This is a genomic window from Bradyrhizobium sp. 613_E4_N2_2, assembly GCF_052075995.1.
Lineage (GTDB): Bacteria > Pseudomonadota > Alphaproteobacteria > Rhizobiales > Xanthobacteraceae > Bradyrhizobium > Bradyrhizobium barranii.
In genome coordinates, this window is sequence record NZ_CP197234.1 from 7449919 (window position 1) to 7464990 (window position 15072).

Annotated in this window: 13 protein-coding genes and 1 pseudogene; 6 read left to right on the forward strand and 8 right to left on the reverse strand. The window is 60.1% G+C overall.

Translation table 11 applies throughout. The features are described 5' to 3' along the window. Positions 1-12: 12 nt before the first annotated feature. The gene (locus tag AB7290_RS35205) at positions 13-516 is read left to right on the forward strand and encodes a MarR family transcriptional regulator (protein ID WP_085403308.1); all 504 of its coding nucleotides are present in this window, start codon (positions 13-15) and stop codon (positions 514-516) included. Between the two features lie 241 nt (positions 517-757). On the opposite strand, the gene AB7290_RS35210 is transcribed toward AB7290_RS35205, so the two are convergent. Continuing rightward, on the reverse strand, positions 758-1231 hold the full coding sequence (locus AB7290_RS35210) for an Arm DNA-binding domain-containing protein (RefSeq protein ID WP_343287581.1): 474 nt from the start codon (positions 1229-1231) through the stop codon (positions 758-760). 526 nt (positions 1232-1757) lie between these two features. After that, entirely contained in the window at positions 1758-1955 is a 198-nt protein-coding gene (locus AB7290_RS35215; protein ID WP_135217087.1) for a hypothetical protein, read from the reverse strand. Here AB7290_RS35215 and AB7290_RS35220 point away from each other — a divergent pair. From AB7290_RS35220 to AB7290_RS35230, 3 genes are all read left to right on the forward strand, one after another. Beyond that, on the forward strand, positions 1954-3099 hold the full coding sequence (locus tag AB7290_RS35220; protein WP_085403307.1) for a fructose-1,6-bisphosphatase: 1146 nt from the start codon (positions 1954-1956) through the stop codon (positions 3097-3099). The two genes, AB7290_RS35215 and AB7290_RS35220, sit on opposite strands and share 2 nt — an antisense overlap. A 50-nt stretch (positions 3100-3149) precedes the next feature. Beyond that, complete coding sequence (locus AB7290_RS35225; RefSeq protein ID WP_085403306.1) at positions 3150-4337, forward strand: 6-phosphofructokinase; 1188 nt, start codon at positions 3150-3152, stop codon at positions 4335-4337. Between the two features lie 96 nt (positions 4338-4433). Next, entirely contained in the window at positions 4434-5165 is a 732-nt protein-coding gene (locus tag AB7290_RS35230; protein ID WP_084795290.1) for a protein-L-isoaspartate(D-aspartate) O-methyltransferase, read from the forward strand. An 837-nt stretch (positions 5166-6002) separates the two neighbouring features. On the opposite strand, the gene AB7290_RS35235 is transcribed toward AB7290_RS35230, so the two are convergent. Further along, entirely contained in the window at positions 6003-6212 is a 210-nt protein-coding gene (locus tag AB7290_RS35235) for a cold-shock protein (protein WP_038945713.1), read from the reverse strand. A gap of 311 nt (positions 6213-6523) precedes the next feature. On the opposite strand from AB7290_RS35235, the gene AB7290_RS35240 reads away from it, so the two are divergent. After that, positions 6524-6736 (forward strand): hypothetical protein, encoded by a 213-nt coding sequence (locus AB7290_RS35240; protein ID WP_085403304.1) that lies wholly within the window; start codon positions 6524-6526, stop codon positions 6734-6736. 203 nt (positions 6737-6939) lie between these two features. Here the strand turns inward: AB7290_RS35240 and AB7290_RS35245 are convergent, their stop codons facing one another. Both AB7290_RS35245 and AB7290_RS35250 read right to left on the reverse strand, forming a co-directional pair. Next, the gene (locus tag AB7290_RS35245; protein ID WP_085403303.1) at positions 6940-9723 is read right to left on the reverse strand and encodes a UPF0182 family membrane protein; all 2784 of its coding nucleotides are present in this window, start codon (positions 9721-9723) and stop codon (positions 6940-6942) included. A gap of 130 nt (positions 9724-9853) precedes the next feature. After that, a pseudogene (locus tag AB7290_RS35250) lies at positions 9854-9997 on the reverse strand (SUMF1/EgtB/PvdO family nonheme iron enzyme); the annotation flags it as partial. A 306-nt stretch (positions 9998-10303) separates the two neighbouring features. Here AB7290_RS35250 and AB7290_RS35255 point away from each other — a divergent pair. Next, positions 10304-10426, forward strand: a complete 123-nt coding sequence (locus AB7290_RS35255) for a hypothetical protein (protein WP_256376430.1) — start codon at positions 10304-10306, stop codon at positions 10424-10426. Positions 10427-10461: 35 nt separating this feature from the next. Here AB7290_RS35255 and AB7290_RS35260 read toward each other — a convergent pair whose 3' ends face one another. From AB7290_RS35260 to AB7290_RS35270, 3 genes are read right to left on the reverse strand one after another with little or no spacing between them, the layout of a single operon-like run. Then, the gene (locus AB7290_RS35260; RefSeq protein WP_063985304.1) at positions 10462-11466 is read right to left on the reverse strand and encodes a formate dehydrogenase subunit gamma; all 1005 of its coding nucleotides are present in this window, start codon (positions 11464-11466) and stop codon (positions 10462-10464) included. A gap of 42 nt (positions 11467-11508) precedes the next feature. Next, positions 11509-12105: a formate dehydrogenase FDH3 subunit beta gene (fdh3B, locus tag AB7290_RS35265; RefSeq protein ID WP_063985305.1), complete on the reverse strand. Its 597-nt coding sequence runs from the start codon at positions 12103-12105 to the stop codon at positions 11509-11511. A gap of 12 nt (positions 12106-12117) precedes the next feature. Beyond that, positions 12118-15066 carry a formate dehydrogenase subunit alpha gene (locus AB7290_RS35270; RefSeq protein WP_063985306.1) on the reverse strand — a complete coding sequence of 983 codons (2949 nt, stop codon included), beginning with the start codon at positions 15064-15066 and terminating at the stop codon, positions 12118-12120. Positions 15067-15072 lie beyond the last annotated feature (6 nt).

The following is a 15072-nucleotide window of genomic DNA, read 5'->3' on the forward strand; positions in this document are numbered from 1 at the left end:
AGATCTTCGAAAATGCCGGCGACCAAGAAATTCGAGAGGGAGAAAGCTTCGGACGAACGTTCCCGGAATGCCGGAATGCTGGCCCGTGAACATGTGGCCGTGCTGGTGTCGACCCTCGGCATGCGCCTCAACAGAGGCGCGACTGCGTATTACCGCGCGGCCTGGAACATCGGCATCGTGGAATGGCGTCTTCTCATGACGCTCAAGAGCATCGAATCCCTCAATGTCAGTGAACTTTCCGACGCTGCCGACGTCGACAAGGCTGCAGCAAGTCGCAGTCTCGCCATCCTGGCGGATCGAGGGCTGATCTCGATCGAGCAGACTCGCTCCCGTGGCAGAGCCGCTATCGCCAAGCTTACCCGCGAAGGTAGAGATTTCGCCACTAGAATGGCCGAAGCCTCGCGTAAGCGCGAGGCTCGGCTATTCAAAGATTTCCCAATCGCCGACAAAAAACAATTGTCGCAACTTTTACTTCAGCTTTCTAATGCCTTGGATCATGCTGATTGGGAGCACTAACGGATCAGACAGCAGCGGAAGGATCAAGTGAGCTACGACGCTCAAGTCCACCCCGCAGAACGTTTCTCGATAGGATGTCCCCGTCTCACTCACGGCACGCGCGACGCTCTTGCCCTCCTTAGGGAGACGACCGGCGGTTTCGGATCGCCCCCAAGGTCCTGCTAGATGGCGCATTGTTCTGAAAGTTGTAGCCGTCTCTCGCTTTTCAACCCGGATCGGCCGCAACAATTCGTAGACGTGGCTAGGCTTGATCTCTGGGATCGTGAGTTTCCAATTGTCGGGCCAGCGTACCGTTTGAGCGACGACGGCCATTGACTGCGATGCTTCGTGCTCCAGATCGACCAGTGCTTGCGCATGTAGATTTCGGCGCACAGCTCGAAAGTAGGCAGGGTGACCTTGGTCTCTCCGGCTTTCGCTTCCTCAGGCGCCGCTCGCTTCTCCACACGATGTCGACGCCGGGTGCGCTGCGATCGCCTTTGACACGAAGACGCGCTGCGTCGCGGGCAAGCCGCGCGTCCTTTAGCGACACGTCTTTGAGCGATCCTAGACCGAGCCAGCGCGGCTTACCTTCTTTCCAGTATCGGTAGCACCAGTTCTGGCACTCGCGACGACGAGGTAGAGACCGTCGCCGTTGTTGTTGCTGGCTGAGAAGATGATGACGGCACTGCGAAAATGCGAATAACTTCCGTTGGTCACTTTTGAGGGGCTGTGTAATAGGCCAAGCGGTCTCCCATCCTCAAGCAAGTCGATCTGGTCGGACCACTGTCAAAGTCTTGGCACTGGCCTGTTTCCGGCGACAGTGGCCTAGTTTGAAATGACAACGTGGCCCGTTTTGTTCTGGGCCAACCATACGGTGTATTCACGGGCGGAACACGCCGTCATAGATTGCCGAACTTTCCCGATCTTGGCACGATCTGCAATAGACGCCGCATTCTGACGGGCAATATCATTTCCCGTTTCAGGACTATGGAGGGCGGGCGCGCTTCGCGGGCTAGCTCTTAGTCCGTATTCCTGACCGCCTCAGCTAGTATGGCGTAAAGCTGGCGCTTGCTGAGCTCTTTGGGCTGCCGCTTCTCCAGTGGTTTCGACACCTTCTTACCTACAGTGCGGGCACAAGCGGCGGACAATGCCGCTCTCTTCCGGTCTACCCCTGTGAACGGAAATCGTCAGACTGCACCGGCGTGTATCACGCGGGCCAAAACCGGACTCGTGCACCGCAGAAAATGATGCGCATGATCTACTTATCCTATCGGTTCTGGTATGATCCCTAAGGTGGTTGAAGATCTCGGGAAGCGGATGAGCCCGAATTTTTCGAGCAGGAAGGGCATCTGCGGAACCGAACGTAGCATCAGACGTTCTTCCGGCGTATGAGCAGCGCCGTCGCCCCGGCGCAGCCCGCGCAGAGGCGTCGCGCTGTGCTGGTCGGAGAGAATGCTCATGAGACTCACTCTTTCGGTCATCAAGGCTGACGTTGGCTCAGTCGGCGGGCATACGAAGCCATCTTCACGCATGATGGCAGCTGTCGAGGGCGAGGTCGCGAAGGCGATCTGCAATGGTCTGTTGATCGACGGTTTTGTCTGCCACACCGGCGACGACATTGCGATCATCATGACGCACACACGTGGCGAGGGGAGCTCAGAGATCCATCAACTCGCCTGGAAGGCGTTTCTTACGGCCACTTCGGTTGCAAGGACTTCCGGTCTCTACGGCGCCGGCCAGGATCTTCTCGCAGACGCACCTTCCGGAAACATTCGCGGTGCCGGCCCGGGCGTCGCCGAGCTCAGCTTCGACCACAGCCTCTCGGGGCCGAGACCCGCGGAATCATTCATGGTGTTCGCCGCCGACAAATGCGGCCCCGGCGCCTATAACCTGCCGCTCTACCTCGCCTTCGCTGATCCCATGTATTGCGCCGGGCTGATGCTACCCCCGATGATCAAGGGATTCCGTTTCCATGTCATCGACATGGACCACACGGCGGGCGACAGCGTGATCGAACTCGACGCGCCCGAGGACAACTACCACATTGCCGCGCTGCTCCGCGACAACGAGCGCTTTGGCATTGATCGCATCGTTTCTCAAACATATGGCGAGGTTGCCGCCGCCGTGTCGGCGCAACGTCTTCACGCAATCGCAGGCAAGTACACCGGCAAGGACGATCCGGTCGCAATCATCAGGAACCAGGGAATTTTCCCGGCGCCCGAGGAGATTATCTCGCCCTTCGCCAAGGCACACTTCGTGGGTGGCGATGCGCGCGGCTCGCATGTGATGCCGCTGATGCCCGTGCCGCTCAATACACCGGTCACTGGCATGTACTGCCTGCCGATCGTTTCTTGCGCTGGCTTTTCGGTCGACAAGGACGGCCGCTTTTCCGAGTCCTATACCGATTTCTTCGACAACCCGGCGTGGGACGAGGTGCGCCGGCGCGCGCAACGCAAGGCAATCGAGATGCCCAGCCAGGGCTGGTCCGGCGCTGCGATGCTGCCATATTCTGAGCTGGAATATGGCGGCTTCCGCGACACCGTATCCGCACTCGTGAAGCGATTTCGGCTGCGTGAGGAGCGCAAGCCGGAGGCGGCCGAGTAGCGAAGCTGCGCTGTGCATTATTACGACCTGCCAATGCTGGGAGGTTTGGCTTGGCGAAAAGACGCATCGGCATTCTCACGGGCGGCGGCGACGTCGCCGGCCTCAACGCAGTCATCAAGAGCGTGACTTATCGCGGCAGTGAGAACGACATCGAGGTCGTCGGTCTCCGCCGTGGTTGGGAGGCCCTCACGCACTTGAACCTCGAGGACCCGACCAGCAGGTCTCACTATGTCATCCCGCTCAACCGTGAAAACACTCGCACTATCGACCGGCGCGGCGGCACCGTGCTGCACTCGAGCCGCATCAATCCGTCCAGAATACAAAAGCTGCCCGATCATCTCGTCGGCAGGGACGTTCCAGTCTCCCTGAGTACCAAGGACGGCATCGTAACCAAGACCTGGGACCTCACCGGCCAGGTGCTGGCGAACCTTTCGGGGCTCGGAATCGAACACCTGATCGCCATCGGCGGCGACGACACGCTCAGTTATGCGGCCAAGCTCAACGAACTCGGCGTCAAGATCATCGCCATCCCGAAGACGATGGACAACGACGTCCGCAACACCGAGTACTGCATCGGCTTCTCGACCGCGATCACCCGCGCCAGCGATGCCATCCAGCGACAGCGCACCACTGTCGGCTCGCATGAGCGAATTGGCATTTTCCGCGTCTTTGGCCGCGATGCTGGATTCACAGCGCTCTACGCCGCGTATGCGACCTCGATACGATGCGTCATACCGGAGTACAAGGTCAACCTCGACAAACTGATCCAGCTGCTCCTCGAGGAGAAGCGAGCGAACCCAAGCAACTACGCGCTGATCGTGCTCAGCGAGGGTGCCGAGTGGGAGGGCTTCAACCTGCAGGAATACGGCGAGCCTGACGCCTACGGTCACCGCAAGAAGGCCAACGTGGCGGAATCGCTTGCCGACGAGATCAGGCGGCGCGCCGGCGAGGAGACGATCACCTCCGACCTCACCTACGACCTGCGATCGGGCGATCCGGACTTCATCGACAAGCTTGTGGCCCTGACTTTCGGCAACATGGCCTACGATGCCATCCTGGAAGGCAAGACCGGCCTCATGTCGGCGCTGGTAGAGGGCTGCTACGACCTCGTGCCCATCCCTGACGCCAAGCTCGGCCCGCGCAAATTGGACGTCGCCAGCAGCTACAACACGGAGCGCTATCGCCCCATCTACGGCAACAAGCAGGGGTTGCCGATCTTTCTCAACCGCGCGTCATAGATAGATGGTGACCCAAGCGCCGGCATGACTGGTTGCTGCGGGTGCGTCGCAACCGGCCTTGTCGCCGCAGCGCCACCGAGATCGGGGAGACGGCTCATGAGGACCTTGCTGCTGCTCGTGCTTTCTATGGTGACCGTCGTGCGCGAAGTGACCGCACAGGACGCGCAATGCGTCCTCGAACGCGCCGCCATGGTCGAAACCATCCGGTCTTACGCCCGGTCCCACGTCAGTGTTTTGGGACAGCAGGGGCTGTCGGGGAGAGTCCTTGAGGCCATGGGGCAAACACAACGCCATCTGTTCATCCCTGAGCGATCTTGCTCCATCGCATACGCAGACATGCCGCTTCCGATCGGCGCCGGCCAGACCATATCGCAGCCATTCATCGTGGCCTTGATGACTCAGCTGGCTTACGTCGCGCCCGATGATGTTGTGCTCGAAGTCGGTACGGGTTCGGGCTATCAGGCTGCCATCCTTGCGCACCTGGCGCGAAAGGTCTGCACCATCGAGATCATCCCGCAGTTGGCCGCAGCCGCAGCCAAAACGCTCAAAGACCTCGCGTATGACAATGTGAGCGTTCGGCTTGGCGACGGCTATGCTGGCTGGCCCGATTGCGGTCCTTTTGAAGCAATCATCGTCACCGCAGCGCTCGGGCACGTACCGGCGCCGCTGATTGAGCAGCTCAAATTGGGTGGCCGGCTGGTGATGCCGGTGGGACCTGCCTACACCACTCAGCAACTCACGGTGGTGGAAAAAACCGGCCCGGGCAAGACAACAACGCGCGCCGCCAGCCTCGTGCGGTTTGTACCCTTTACGCGCTCACCAGATTAAAAGCCAATCGACGTTTAATTCTTGAGCAGCACTTGCGCAGTCGCCTCGCTGGCTGGAGCCTTGCGGAAAGCGCCAGCTGTTCGAACCTGTCGGCTTCGGGTCAAAAGCTGCACTGACCGCCGCGAAGTCCAACTTCCGCTCTGCCCCTGTTAACGGACATCGTCAGACGGTCAGTCAGGTCCACCACCAGTTGTAACTCAAAAAGACCCGCGCGCGAAGGGGAACCGAATGCGCTAGGTCGCATTTCTAGACGTACAGGCACACTTGCTACGTCAAGCTGACCCTTTCACGACAACTTCCGAAAGGATGGCGACCATGCCACGGGTGAAGCAAGCTGCGAAGCACGCACGCGCAACCAAAGCCGCCGCCGTGACGGCACTCGGTACGGCCGGACTGGGTCTCTCGCTGGCGGGGAGCGCATCCGCGCACACGATACCCACTGCTCATATCCCGCATTCTGACAACATCTCGCCCAATCAGCGCTTCGTTCTTGGCGAAGAGGAAATGGCCGACGTCAGTCTCGCCACGTTCTATCTCTTCGATAAGGAAAATGCTGGAAGCGACGTGCAGCTAGCCGCTGTTGTTGTTCGCCGAGGTTGCGGTGGTTGCCGTGGCTGCCGTGGTTGCCGAGCTGTGCGTGGTTGCGGTGGCTGCGGGGGTTGCGGCGGCTGCTGCGCACGCTGGGGACGGTGCCGCTGGTGCTAAGTTCCGCGACCTAGCGGATGAACGATAAAACTTAACGAACAATCGTGCGGCATCTCCGCCGCAGGTCGGCGATGATATCCCCCCTGTAGCCTGCTTCTCAGTACATCCGTGAAACCGAAGCGTCGACCGATGTTATAGGGTCTTCAGATTTTCAGCGCTCGTCTTTCCGCGCCTCGGATCGGTCTTCTCCTCGAAGGAGACCTTCTGCCCTTCGGCTAGTCCATGAAGGCCCGCACGCTCGACGGCGCTAATGTGAACAAATACATCCGGCCCACCATTGTCCGGCTGAATAAAGCCAAAGCCCTTCTGGCCGTTGAACCACTTCACGACACCCGTTGCCATTATCCGTCTCCAACAATACCCACGAAAGAGTTCGCTACCCACAATCCGTGTGAGCAAATTCGATCCAGCGATGTCTTGGAAAGGCCCCCTCGGGGCGCGGCCATCAAGTCATTCAATAGGTCGAACCCCTTCACCATACCACCGGTGGCATGGGTTGCCACGGGAATGAGATGAGAGGGCGCCGCGGCTGGCCTCGGGTTCCGCGGCCTTCTCGAAGGGACTGTTCACGGCCCGCAAAACCTTGATTGCAATCAGCGGGCCGGCGGGCTTCTCTGTGCGGCGCACGCGCCCCAAATGCTGTAAGGAACACAATGCCCTACATCTTCTCGATCAACGACGACGTTCATCATCAAGCCCAGCGACCGCAGGGCCGCGCCGACAATGGCGGACGGACCGTCTACACAATTGTTGCATGCCTCCCGATTGAGGCGGACGGACGCATTCGATACCGCATCAAAAGCAAAACCGAGAATTTCGAGCGTGTTGTAACTGAAGATGAACTCAGTCAGTGGCCACAGCAGTAGGCGCGACAGTGGGCCTGTCGGTTGGTTCACAGGGGAGATCCGGCTCGACCTGCTTGCGGTCCACCTCGCTTCTCAGTGGCATTCGTACCGCGAGTGCAAACACCGCCTGTATCGCATCAAGCTCAAGGCCTCTCTTCGTTGCGTGTTCAGCCCGAACTATGCAGCCCCTGTGTTCTCCAATGAGCGCCAAAGGAGCCGCGACGCTAGTGGCCCGTGGCGTGCCGGTTCATTTCCTCCAGAAGCTCGCGCATTGCGTCGAACTGCGTGCCAAAGCCTTTCCAGTCGCCGGACTTCAATCGTTCAACGGCATGATTGTAACGGTCGAGCGCCTCCCGTGCCTGACTTGCCGACGGGCGTGCGACAGGAATTTCCTCCTTCGTGTTCGAGACCGGCCGCACCGCGCCAGGCTCGATAAACAGTGCTGACAAGGCCTCGTCGAGCGTCTCCTTCATCACCACATGTTCACCATAGGCTGCGATCACGCGTTTCAACTCCGGCAGGTGTCCGTGCTCCGCTCGCAAATAGAGCGGCGTTACATAGAGGATCGAGTTCTCGATTGGGATCACAAGCAGGTTCGCACCGCGTATCACCCGCGAGCCCATCTGATTCCACAGCGTGATCTGCTGCGATATATCGGTGCTCTGATTGATCCGCGCTTCGATCTGGAACGGCCCGTAGACGAGCTTCTCCTTGGGAAACTCGTAGACAATCAGCTTGCCGTAGTCGGGTGCGTCGCAACGCGCGGCGAGCCACGCGATCATATTGTCGCGGCGGCTTGGCACCATGGGAAGCATGAGGAAAAACTCGGCCTGCGGCTCGCCGGGCAGTCGCATGATGATGTAATATGGGGCCATCGTCGCAATGCCGCCGCCGCCCGGCTGGCGCGGGAACTGCCAGAGATCCTCGCGGTTATAGAAAACGTCAGCGGCCTCCATGTGATAGCTCTGATAGAGCTGCGCCTGAATCAGGAACAGGTCCTCCGGATAGCGAATGTGCCTCTGCATATCCGCCGGCATGGCCGAGAATGGCTTGAACATGCTCGGAAAGATACGCCTATAGGTCGCTGCAATCGGATCGCCGGTGTCCATCAGGTAAAAGTCGACGGTCCCGTTATAGGCATCGACGATGACCTTCACTGAATTGCGAATGTAGTTGATATCCTCGTCTTGCGCCGGCTGCGCGGAGGGGAAGTAGGAACTCACCGTGTAGGCGTCCTGCATCCAGAACATCCGCCCATTGCTGATGACCAGATAAGGATCGTGATCGAGCCTGAGGAACGGGGCGATCGTTCGTACTCTTTCCCCGATATTGCGCCGGATCATGATACGGCTGTCGGTCGTGATGTAGCTTGAGAGCAGTAGGTTCGGGTCGTTGAAGTAGTAAGCGAACAGGCCTCTCCACACCATCGCTCCTATCGGAACGCCGCCCGTACCGTCATAAGCCGCGTAGACATTGTCCTTTCCCTTCGGATAGTCGAACTCCGGCGTGCTCCCCTTGACGATGACGTAGTTGTCGCTCCGTTCGCCGTAGTAGAGGCGCGGCTCGTGGATTTTGGGGCCTCCATCCGCAACCGGAGGGATATCCCGCAAATAGAGCAGCGGTAGCCCCTCGGTGCTTTTGCGCGTGACCGGGCTCATCACCGCGCCATTGCCGTGAGTAAACAGCACGTGGCGGTTGACCCATGTCTGGGCATTGGGCGGCAGCAGGGAGGGCTGCAATTCGCGAGCCGAGAGCATCACGCTTTGGTAGGAGCCATCGAGCCAGTAGCGATCAACATCAAGATCATGGAATTTGTAGTAAGTGCGGATCTCTTGCAGCTGCGCGTAGGTGTCCGACAAGGGCAGCCAGTCCCACAGCCTGATATTGTCGATTGTCGCCTTGTTGGCGTCGAGCGTCTTGAAGCTAAGCTTCTGTTCCGCCGCAAACGGCTTGGCTGCGATCTGATCGAGATTGTAAGCCTGCCGGGTGAGCGCAATGTTGCGTTCGATATAGGGCCTTTCCAGCTCCAATTCGCTTGGTTTGACGAAGAACTCCCGGAACAGCACGGGAATCACGCTGGACAGCACGAAAGACCCGATCACGACAAGCAGGAACGCGGCGGCAAGAAGCCGGTAGGTGCGCACCCGCAAATTTGCCCACGTGGCGAACGCCGCGATGACCGAAAGTCCGATCATCAACCACAAGGCCGGGAGCCTCACGTGGACATCGGTGTAGCTTGCGCCGACGACCACACCGTTGTCGCCGTAGAGCAGCAGATAGCGATCAAGACCATAGGACCAGGCCTTCACCGCAAAGAAAAGACCGAGCAGCACTGAGCCGTGGGCAATCGCCATCGACGACATTGATCGACGATGAAGGTCGTATTCGATATCGCCGTGCACCCAGTAGATCGCCGCGGCGAAAAGCGCGCTGAGAACGAGCGCGAGCATGATCCAGTTTTTGATGAGGATATAGGCGGGCAGCGAGAAGAGATAGAAGCCGATGTCCTTGTTGTAGAGCGGATCGTCTGCGCCATATGGCACCTGATAGACAAACCGCAGGAAGACACCCCAGTTGCCGACTTCTGCGGCGGCGACGAGCAGAGCGATCAAAGCTGCCCCACCTACGATCAACCGGGACCACGGCAGTCGATCGCGTAAAAGCGCAAGCAAATCTGGCGGCGCGTTGACCGCGAAGTTCCACACCGAAGCGGTGACAAGCTGTGTCGACCGCCGTCGGGCAAAGCGCAGTGCGAACCATCCGTTCAGCCAAAGGATGATGGCGGTTCCGGTCCAGACCGCAAGAAAGATGACGGTTTTCGCACCGATTGTCGTCCAAAAAACCTGCGGATAATTGATCGAGGAAAACCACAGCCAGTCGACGAGGAGGTCGCTCGCGAGCCAGAGAAGGATCAGGCAAACCCCAATGACAGCGGCCGCAATAGTGAGCCCGACCACGGCACTCTGCCTTGGTACCTTCCGTTCGGGTCCGGTGATCCCGATCGTCATGGCTTGATCATAGCGGAAATGAGGGACGCCCGCCGCTCGATTTCGCGGTCGGAATAGCGCCTCAAGGCGGGGGCACGGGTGCTCGAACCTGGGTCGCCAGGATCGCGAAACAGCGCAAAGTGGCGAGGTCGGCCGCGAATTCCCATTCGGCCTCGGTCGGAAGTTCCTTGCCTGCCCACTTGGCAAAAGCCTCGGCGTCGTTGAACGCCACATGCACGACCGGGTGCTCGTCCAGCTCGCGGATCGAGCTGCCCGGTCCGTAAGGCCGCCGCCAGCAGAAAATTTGTCATAATTCAAAGGCGCGCGATGTACCGATCATCGGCGCGACCTAAATGATCTGCGGACAGTTTTCTTCCTGACGGCTCAGCGATTGCGCCAACGAGTCGCGATGATTGCCTATGTTGTTTCGTCAAACTACTGCTCGACAGCTGACTATGGTCGCTCCGTTCTTGTGGTAGATTCGGCGGCGCTATCGTGCCAACCGACCAACCAACGATCGGATTTTGACACGTGCTGATTCAGTTGTCCGCAGGTTGCTCGCTCATATAAACTACCCCCCGATCTCCTGCGGAGCCTTGCCATGAAAGCCTTCTTGCTCGCCTGCGCAGCCGCAATTGTGATCGCGGCGGCCGGTTTTGTCGTCCTTGACCAAATCCAGGAACCCGTCCAACAAGCGTTTGCGACGACGGGCGTGCGGCTCTGACCAAGCGCCTGGCACATTTATGGGCCGCGCGATCCCTACTCCGCCGCGGTGGCCGCCGGCCGGGGCCGTGCATTCGCTTCGGCGCGCGCATTCTGCTCTTCAAGCCAGAGCCCATGGTGCTCCTTGGCCCAGTTGACATCGACAGTGCCGCTGCCCATTGCCTCGAACGCGCCTTCCATACCGATCGTCCCGATATAGATGTGCGCCAGCATCGCCGCGATGAAGAGCATCGCCACGATGGAGTGAACGATCTGCGCGAACTGCATCCCTTCGATACCTGACAGATAGAACGGGAACATCAGCACATATCCGGTGGCCGCCACCAGGCCTCCGCCGATGACCACGATCCAATAGATCGCCTTCTGGCCGGCGTTGAAACGATAGGCCGGTGGATGATCGTGACCTACTATACCGCCACGGCGCTTGATCCAATCGACATCCGCCTTGTTCGGGACGTTGCCAGCGATCCACATCAGGAAGATCAGCACGACTCCGATGGTGAACGGAAAGCTGAGGTAGTTGTGCGCATACTTCGCCCACTGCGACCATTCGGAAAACGCCTCGTGGCCAATCAGCGGCAGGAGCAACGGACGGCCGAAGGTGATGTTCAATCCGGAAATCGCCAGAACGACAAAGCAGGTCGCAGTCATCCAATGCACGAAACGCTCGAATAAGGAAAAGCGCACGATTGTGCGGCCGGATCGTCCGCTTTCCAGACGGACCATGCCGCGCGTCAAATAGAAGATCACGAGAACCGCCAGCATGCCGAGGATGGCAACCCCGCCAATCCAGCGCAGCGCCACGTTGCGGAATTCACGCCACTCGCGGCCAGCCGGCTGCATGAGCACGCTGGAGCGCTGGTCGGGAATGCTGACGCGCCCCTGGATCCGGTCCATTTCCTGGAGCAGCTGCCGCTCGTTAACCGAGCTCGCTGTCGGATTGACCTGCTGGGCCAGTGACGGTGCCGGCGCCGCAATGATCAACAGAAGCAATGCCCACGCGCCGATGGTGACTGGAATGAACCTTCCGGATGACGACATGAACTCCTCCTCGGCATCTGCGCCGCGTGGCCGCGGCCTGCTTCAGGACTCGATCGTCTCGCGATAGGCGGTTTTCCAGCCCCATGCGCCCGAGCCGTAGCCGCGCTTCAGTACGCGCTCTCTGTAGATCTGGGCGATGATCTCGCCATCGCCGGCGAGCAGCGATTTTGTCGAGCACATCTCGGCGCAAAGCGGCAGCTTGCCTTCGGCAAGCCGGTTCGCGCCGTATTTCTCGTATTCCTCCTTGCTGCCGTCGGCTTCGGGACCGCCGGCGCAATAGGTGCATTTGTCCATCTTGCCGCGGGAGCCGAAATTGCCGACCTTCGGATATTGCGGCGCGCCGAACGGACAGGCGTAGAAGCAATAGCCGCAGCCGATGCAGAGGTCCTTGGAGTGCAGCACCACGCCGTCGGCGGTGGTGTAGAAGCAGTTCACCGGACACACCGCAGCGCAGGGCGCATCGGTGCAGTGCATGCAGGCCATCGAGACCGAGCGTTCGCCCGGCTTGCCGTCATTGATGGTGACGACACGACGCCGGTTGATGCCCCAGGGGACCTCGTGCTCGTTCTTGCAAGCCGTCACGCAGGCGTTGCACTCGATGCAACGGTCGGCGTCGCAGAGAAATTTCATACGTGCCATCGTCGTTGCTCCTTATGCCGCCGCGATCTGGCAGAGAGTGACTTTCGTCTCCTGCATGTTCGTCGCGGGATCATACCCGTAGGTGGTGATCGTGTTCGCGCTTTCGCCGAGCACGATCGGATCGGTGCCCTTGGGGTAGTTGCTGCGAAGATCCTTGCCTGCGAGCCAACCGCCGAAGTGGAAAGGCATCCAGGCAACGCCCTTGCCGACACGCTCGGTGACGAGCGCCTTCATCCTGGCCCTCGAATTGTTCTCTGCGCCCGTGACCCAGACCCAGCCACCGTCCGTGACGCCGCGCTCGGCGGCATCGGCTGGATTGATCTCGATGAACATGTCCTGCTGCAATTCGGCGAGCCAGGGGTTGGTGCGCGTCTCCTCGCCGCCGCCCTCATATTCGACCAGACGGCCGGACGACAGGATGAGCGGAAATTGCTTCGCGATCCCCTTCTCGACCGCCGCCTTTTGCACCGAGAAGCCGATATTGGGCACCCGGAACTGCTCGGCGTCGGGCAACGTCGGATATTTCGCGACCAGGTCGACGCGCGGCGTGTAGATCGGCTCCCGGTGTACCGGAATGGGGTCGGGCAAGCCGAACGCATTCATCCGCGCCTTGCCGTTGCCATAGGGCACGCAACCATGCATGAGCGCGACACGCTGGATTCCGCCCGACAGGTCGAGCGACCACGACACCACGTCTGGCTTGGCCGGGTTGATCTTGTTGATAACAGCCATTTCGGCTTCCGTGAGCTCCGTGTCCCAGCCGAGCTTCTTCAGGCTCGCCAGCGTGAATTCCGGATAGCCGTCCTCGATCGCCGAACCCTTCGAGTACGAGCCGTCCGCGAGCAGGCTGACCTTGCGCGTGGTGCCGTCGGGCAGCTTCTCTTCGCGCTCGACGCCAAAGCGCGGACGGAACGTGCCGCCACCGTCCATCACGTGCAGATTGGTGTTGTAGAGCAGCGGCGTGCCCGGATGCTTGACTTCAGGTGATCCCCAGCACGGCCAAGGCAGACCGTAATAGTCGCCGCCGACCTCGGGATCGTCCTTGGGCGCCCGCATCGTCAGCATGTCGAACTTCGCCTGGTTCTTCATATGCGCCTTGAGGCGCTCGGGCGATTGCCCGCAATATCCCGTCGACCAGCTGCCGCGGTTCATCTCACGCAGCACATCCTCCGCCTCGGGCAGATTGTTCTCGACCTTGATGTTCTTGAACATCTTGTCGGCGAAGCCGAACTTCTTCGCCAGGAGATAGATGATCTCGAGGTCGTCCTTCGATTCGAAGATCGGCTTCACGACCTGCTCGCCCCATTGCAACGAGCGGTTCGAGGCAACGCGCGAACCCTTGCACTCGAATTGCGTGGCAACCGGGAGAATGTAGACTCCATCCTTGCGTCCCGCCTCGACCGAGAGCGAGGCCCAGGTCGTCGGATGCGGGTCGGCGATGACGAGCAGCTCGAGCGCCTTCAGGCCATTAAGGGATTCAGGAATGCGGGTGATGCTGTTGCTGGCGTGCCCCTGCACGAACACGGCCCGCACATTGTCCCTCTGCGCGATCCGATCTTTCGGCAGCGTCACCGCTTCGAACCAGCGGGTCAGCGGGATGCCGGGCGTTTCCATGATCTGCTTGGAGTCGAAGCGCGACTTCAGGAACTCATGGTCGACTTCCCAAACCCGCGACCAGTGCTTCCACGCGCCTTCGGCGAGCCCGTAGTAGAACGGCAGCGTGACGATATCGAGCCCGACATCGGTCGCGCCTTGCACGTTGTCATGGCCACGGAAGATGTTGGCGCCCATGCCCGCTCCGCCGACATTGCCGGTCATCAGCAGTGCGATGCAACTGGCCCGCACGTTGGCGGTGCCAACGGTCTTCTGGGTCTGGCCCATGGCCCAGATCAGCGTTGCCGGCTTCTCGGTAGCAAACATCTTGGCGACGCGCTTGAGCTGCTCGCCGGGAATGCCGGTGACACGCTCGACTTCTGCCGGATTCCACTTCTCCACTTCTTTCCGGAGATCATCGAATCCATAGACCCGCTGTCGGATGAACTCCTTGTCTTCCCACCCGTTCTGGAGGATGTGCCACATCATGCCGTACAGCACCGGGATGTCGGTGCCCGGCCGCATCCGAACATATTCGGTCGCGTGTGCCGCGGTTCGCGTCAGGCGCGGGTCGATGACGACAAAGTTGGCCTTTTGAAGCTCCTTGCCCTCAAGCAGATGCTGCAACGATACAGGGTGCGCCTCGGCTGGATTGCCGCCCATGATGACCTGGGTCTTGGCATTGCGGATATCGTTGAAGCTGTTGGTCATCGCGCCGTAGCCCCAGGTGTTGGCCACACCGGTAACGGTCGTTGAATGGCAGATGCGCGCCTGATGATCCGTGTTGTTGGTTCCCCAGAACGCGCCGAGCTTGCGGAACAGATAGGCGCCTTCGTTCGTCATTTTGGCCGAGCCGAGCCAATAGATGGAATCGGGCCCAGATTTCTCGCGGACTTCCAGGAGCTTGTCGCCGATCTCGTTGATCGCCGTATCCCAGGAGACACGCGTCCACTGCCCGCCCACAAGCTTCATCGGATAGCGCAGCCGCCGCTCGCTGTGCACGAGCTCGCGCACAGAAGCGCCCTTGGCACAATGTGATCCGCGATTGATCGGGGACTCCCAGCTCGGCTCCTGGCCGATCCACACCCCATTCAGCACCTCCGCCGTCACGGTGCATCCAACCGAACAATGCGTGCAGACGCTCTTGCGAACGGTTGCTCCCGATGTGAGGGGACCTGCCACTGCTGCTTTCGCCTTGCGGACGCCGCCGACCGGCAGCGTGCTCACTGCAGCGAGAGCGCCGCCACCAAGGCCAGACCGGAGCAGGAAGGTGCGGCGGTCGAGACCATTGGTTTGCCCGGACAAACCTCCCGCGATTGATCCGCGTGAAGCGGATTCGGAACGCTGTTGTGTTCTCCTGATCAGCACGGCCGC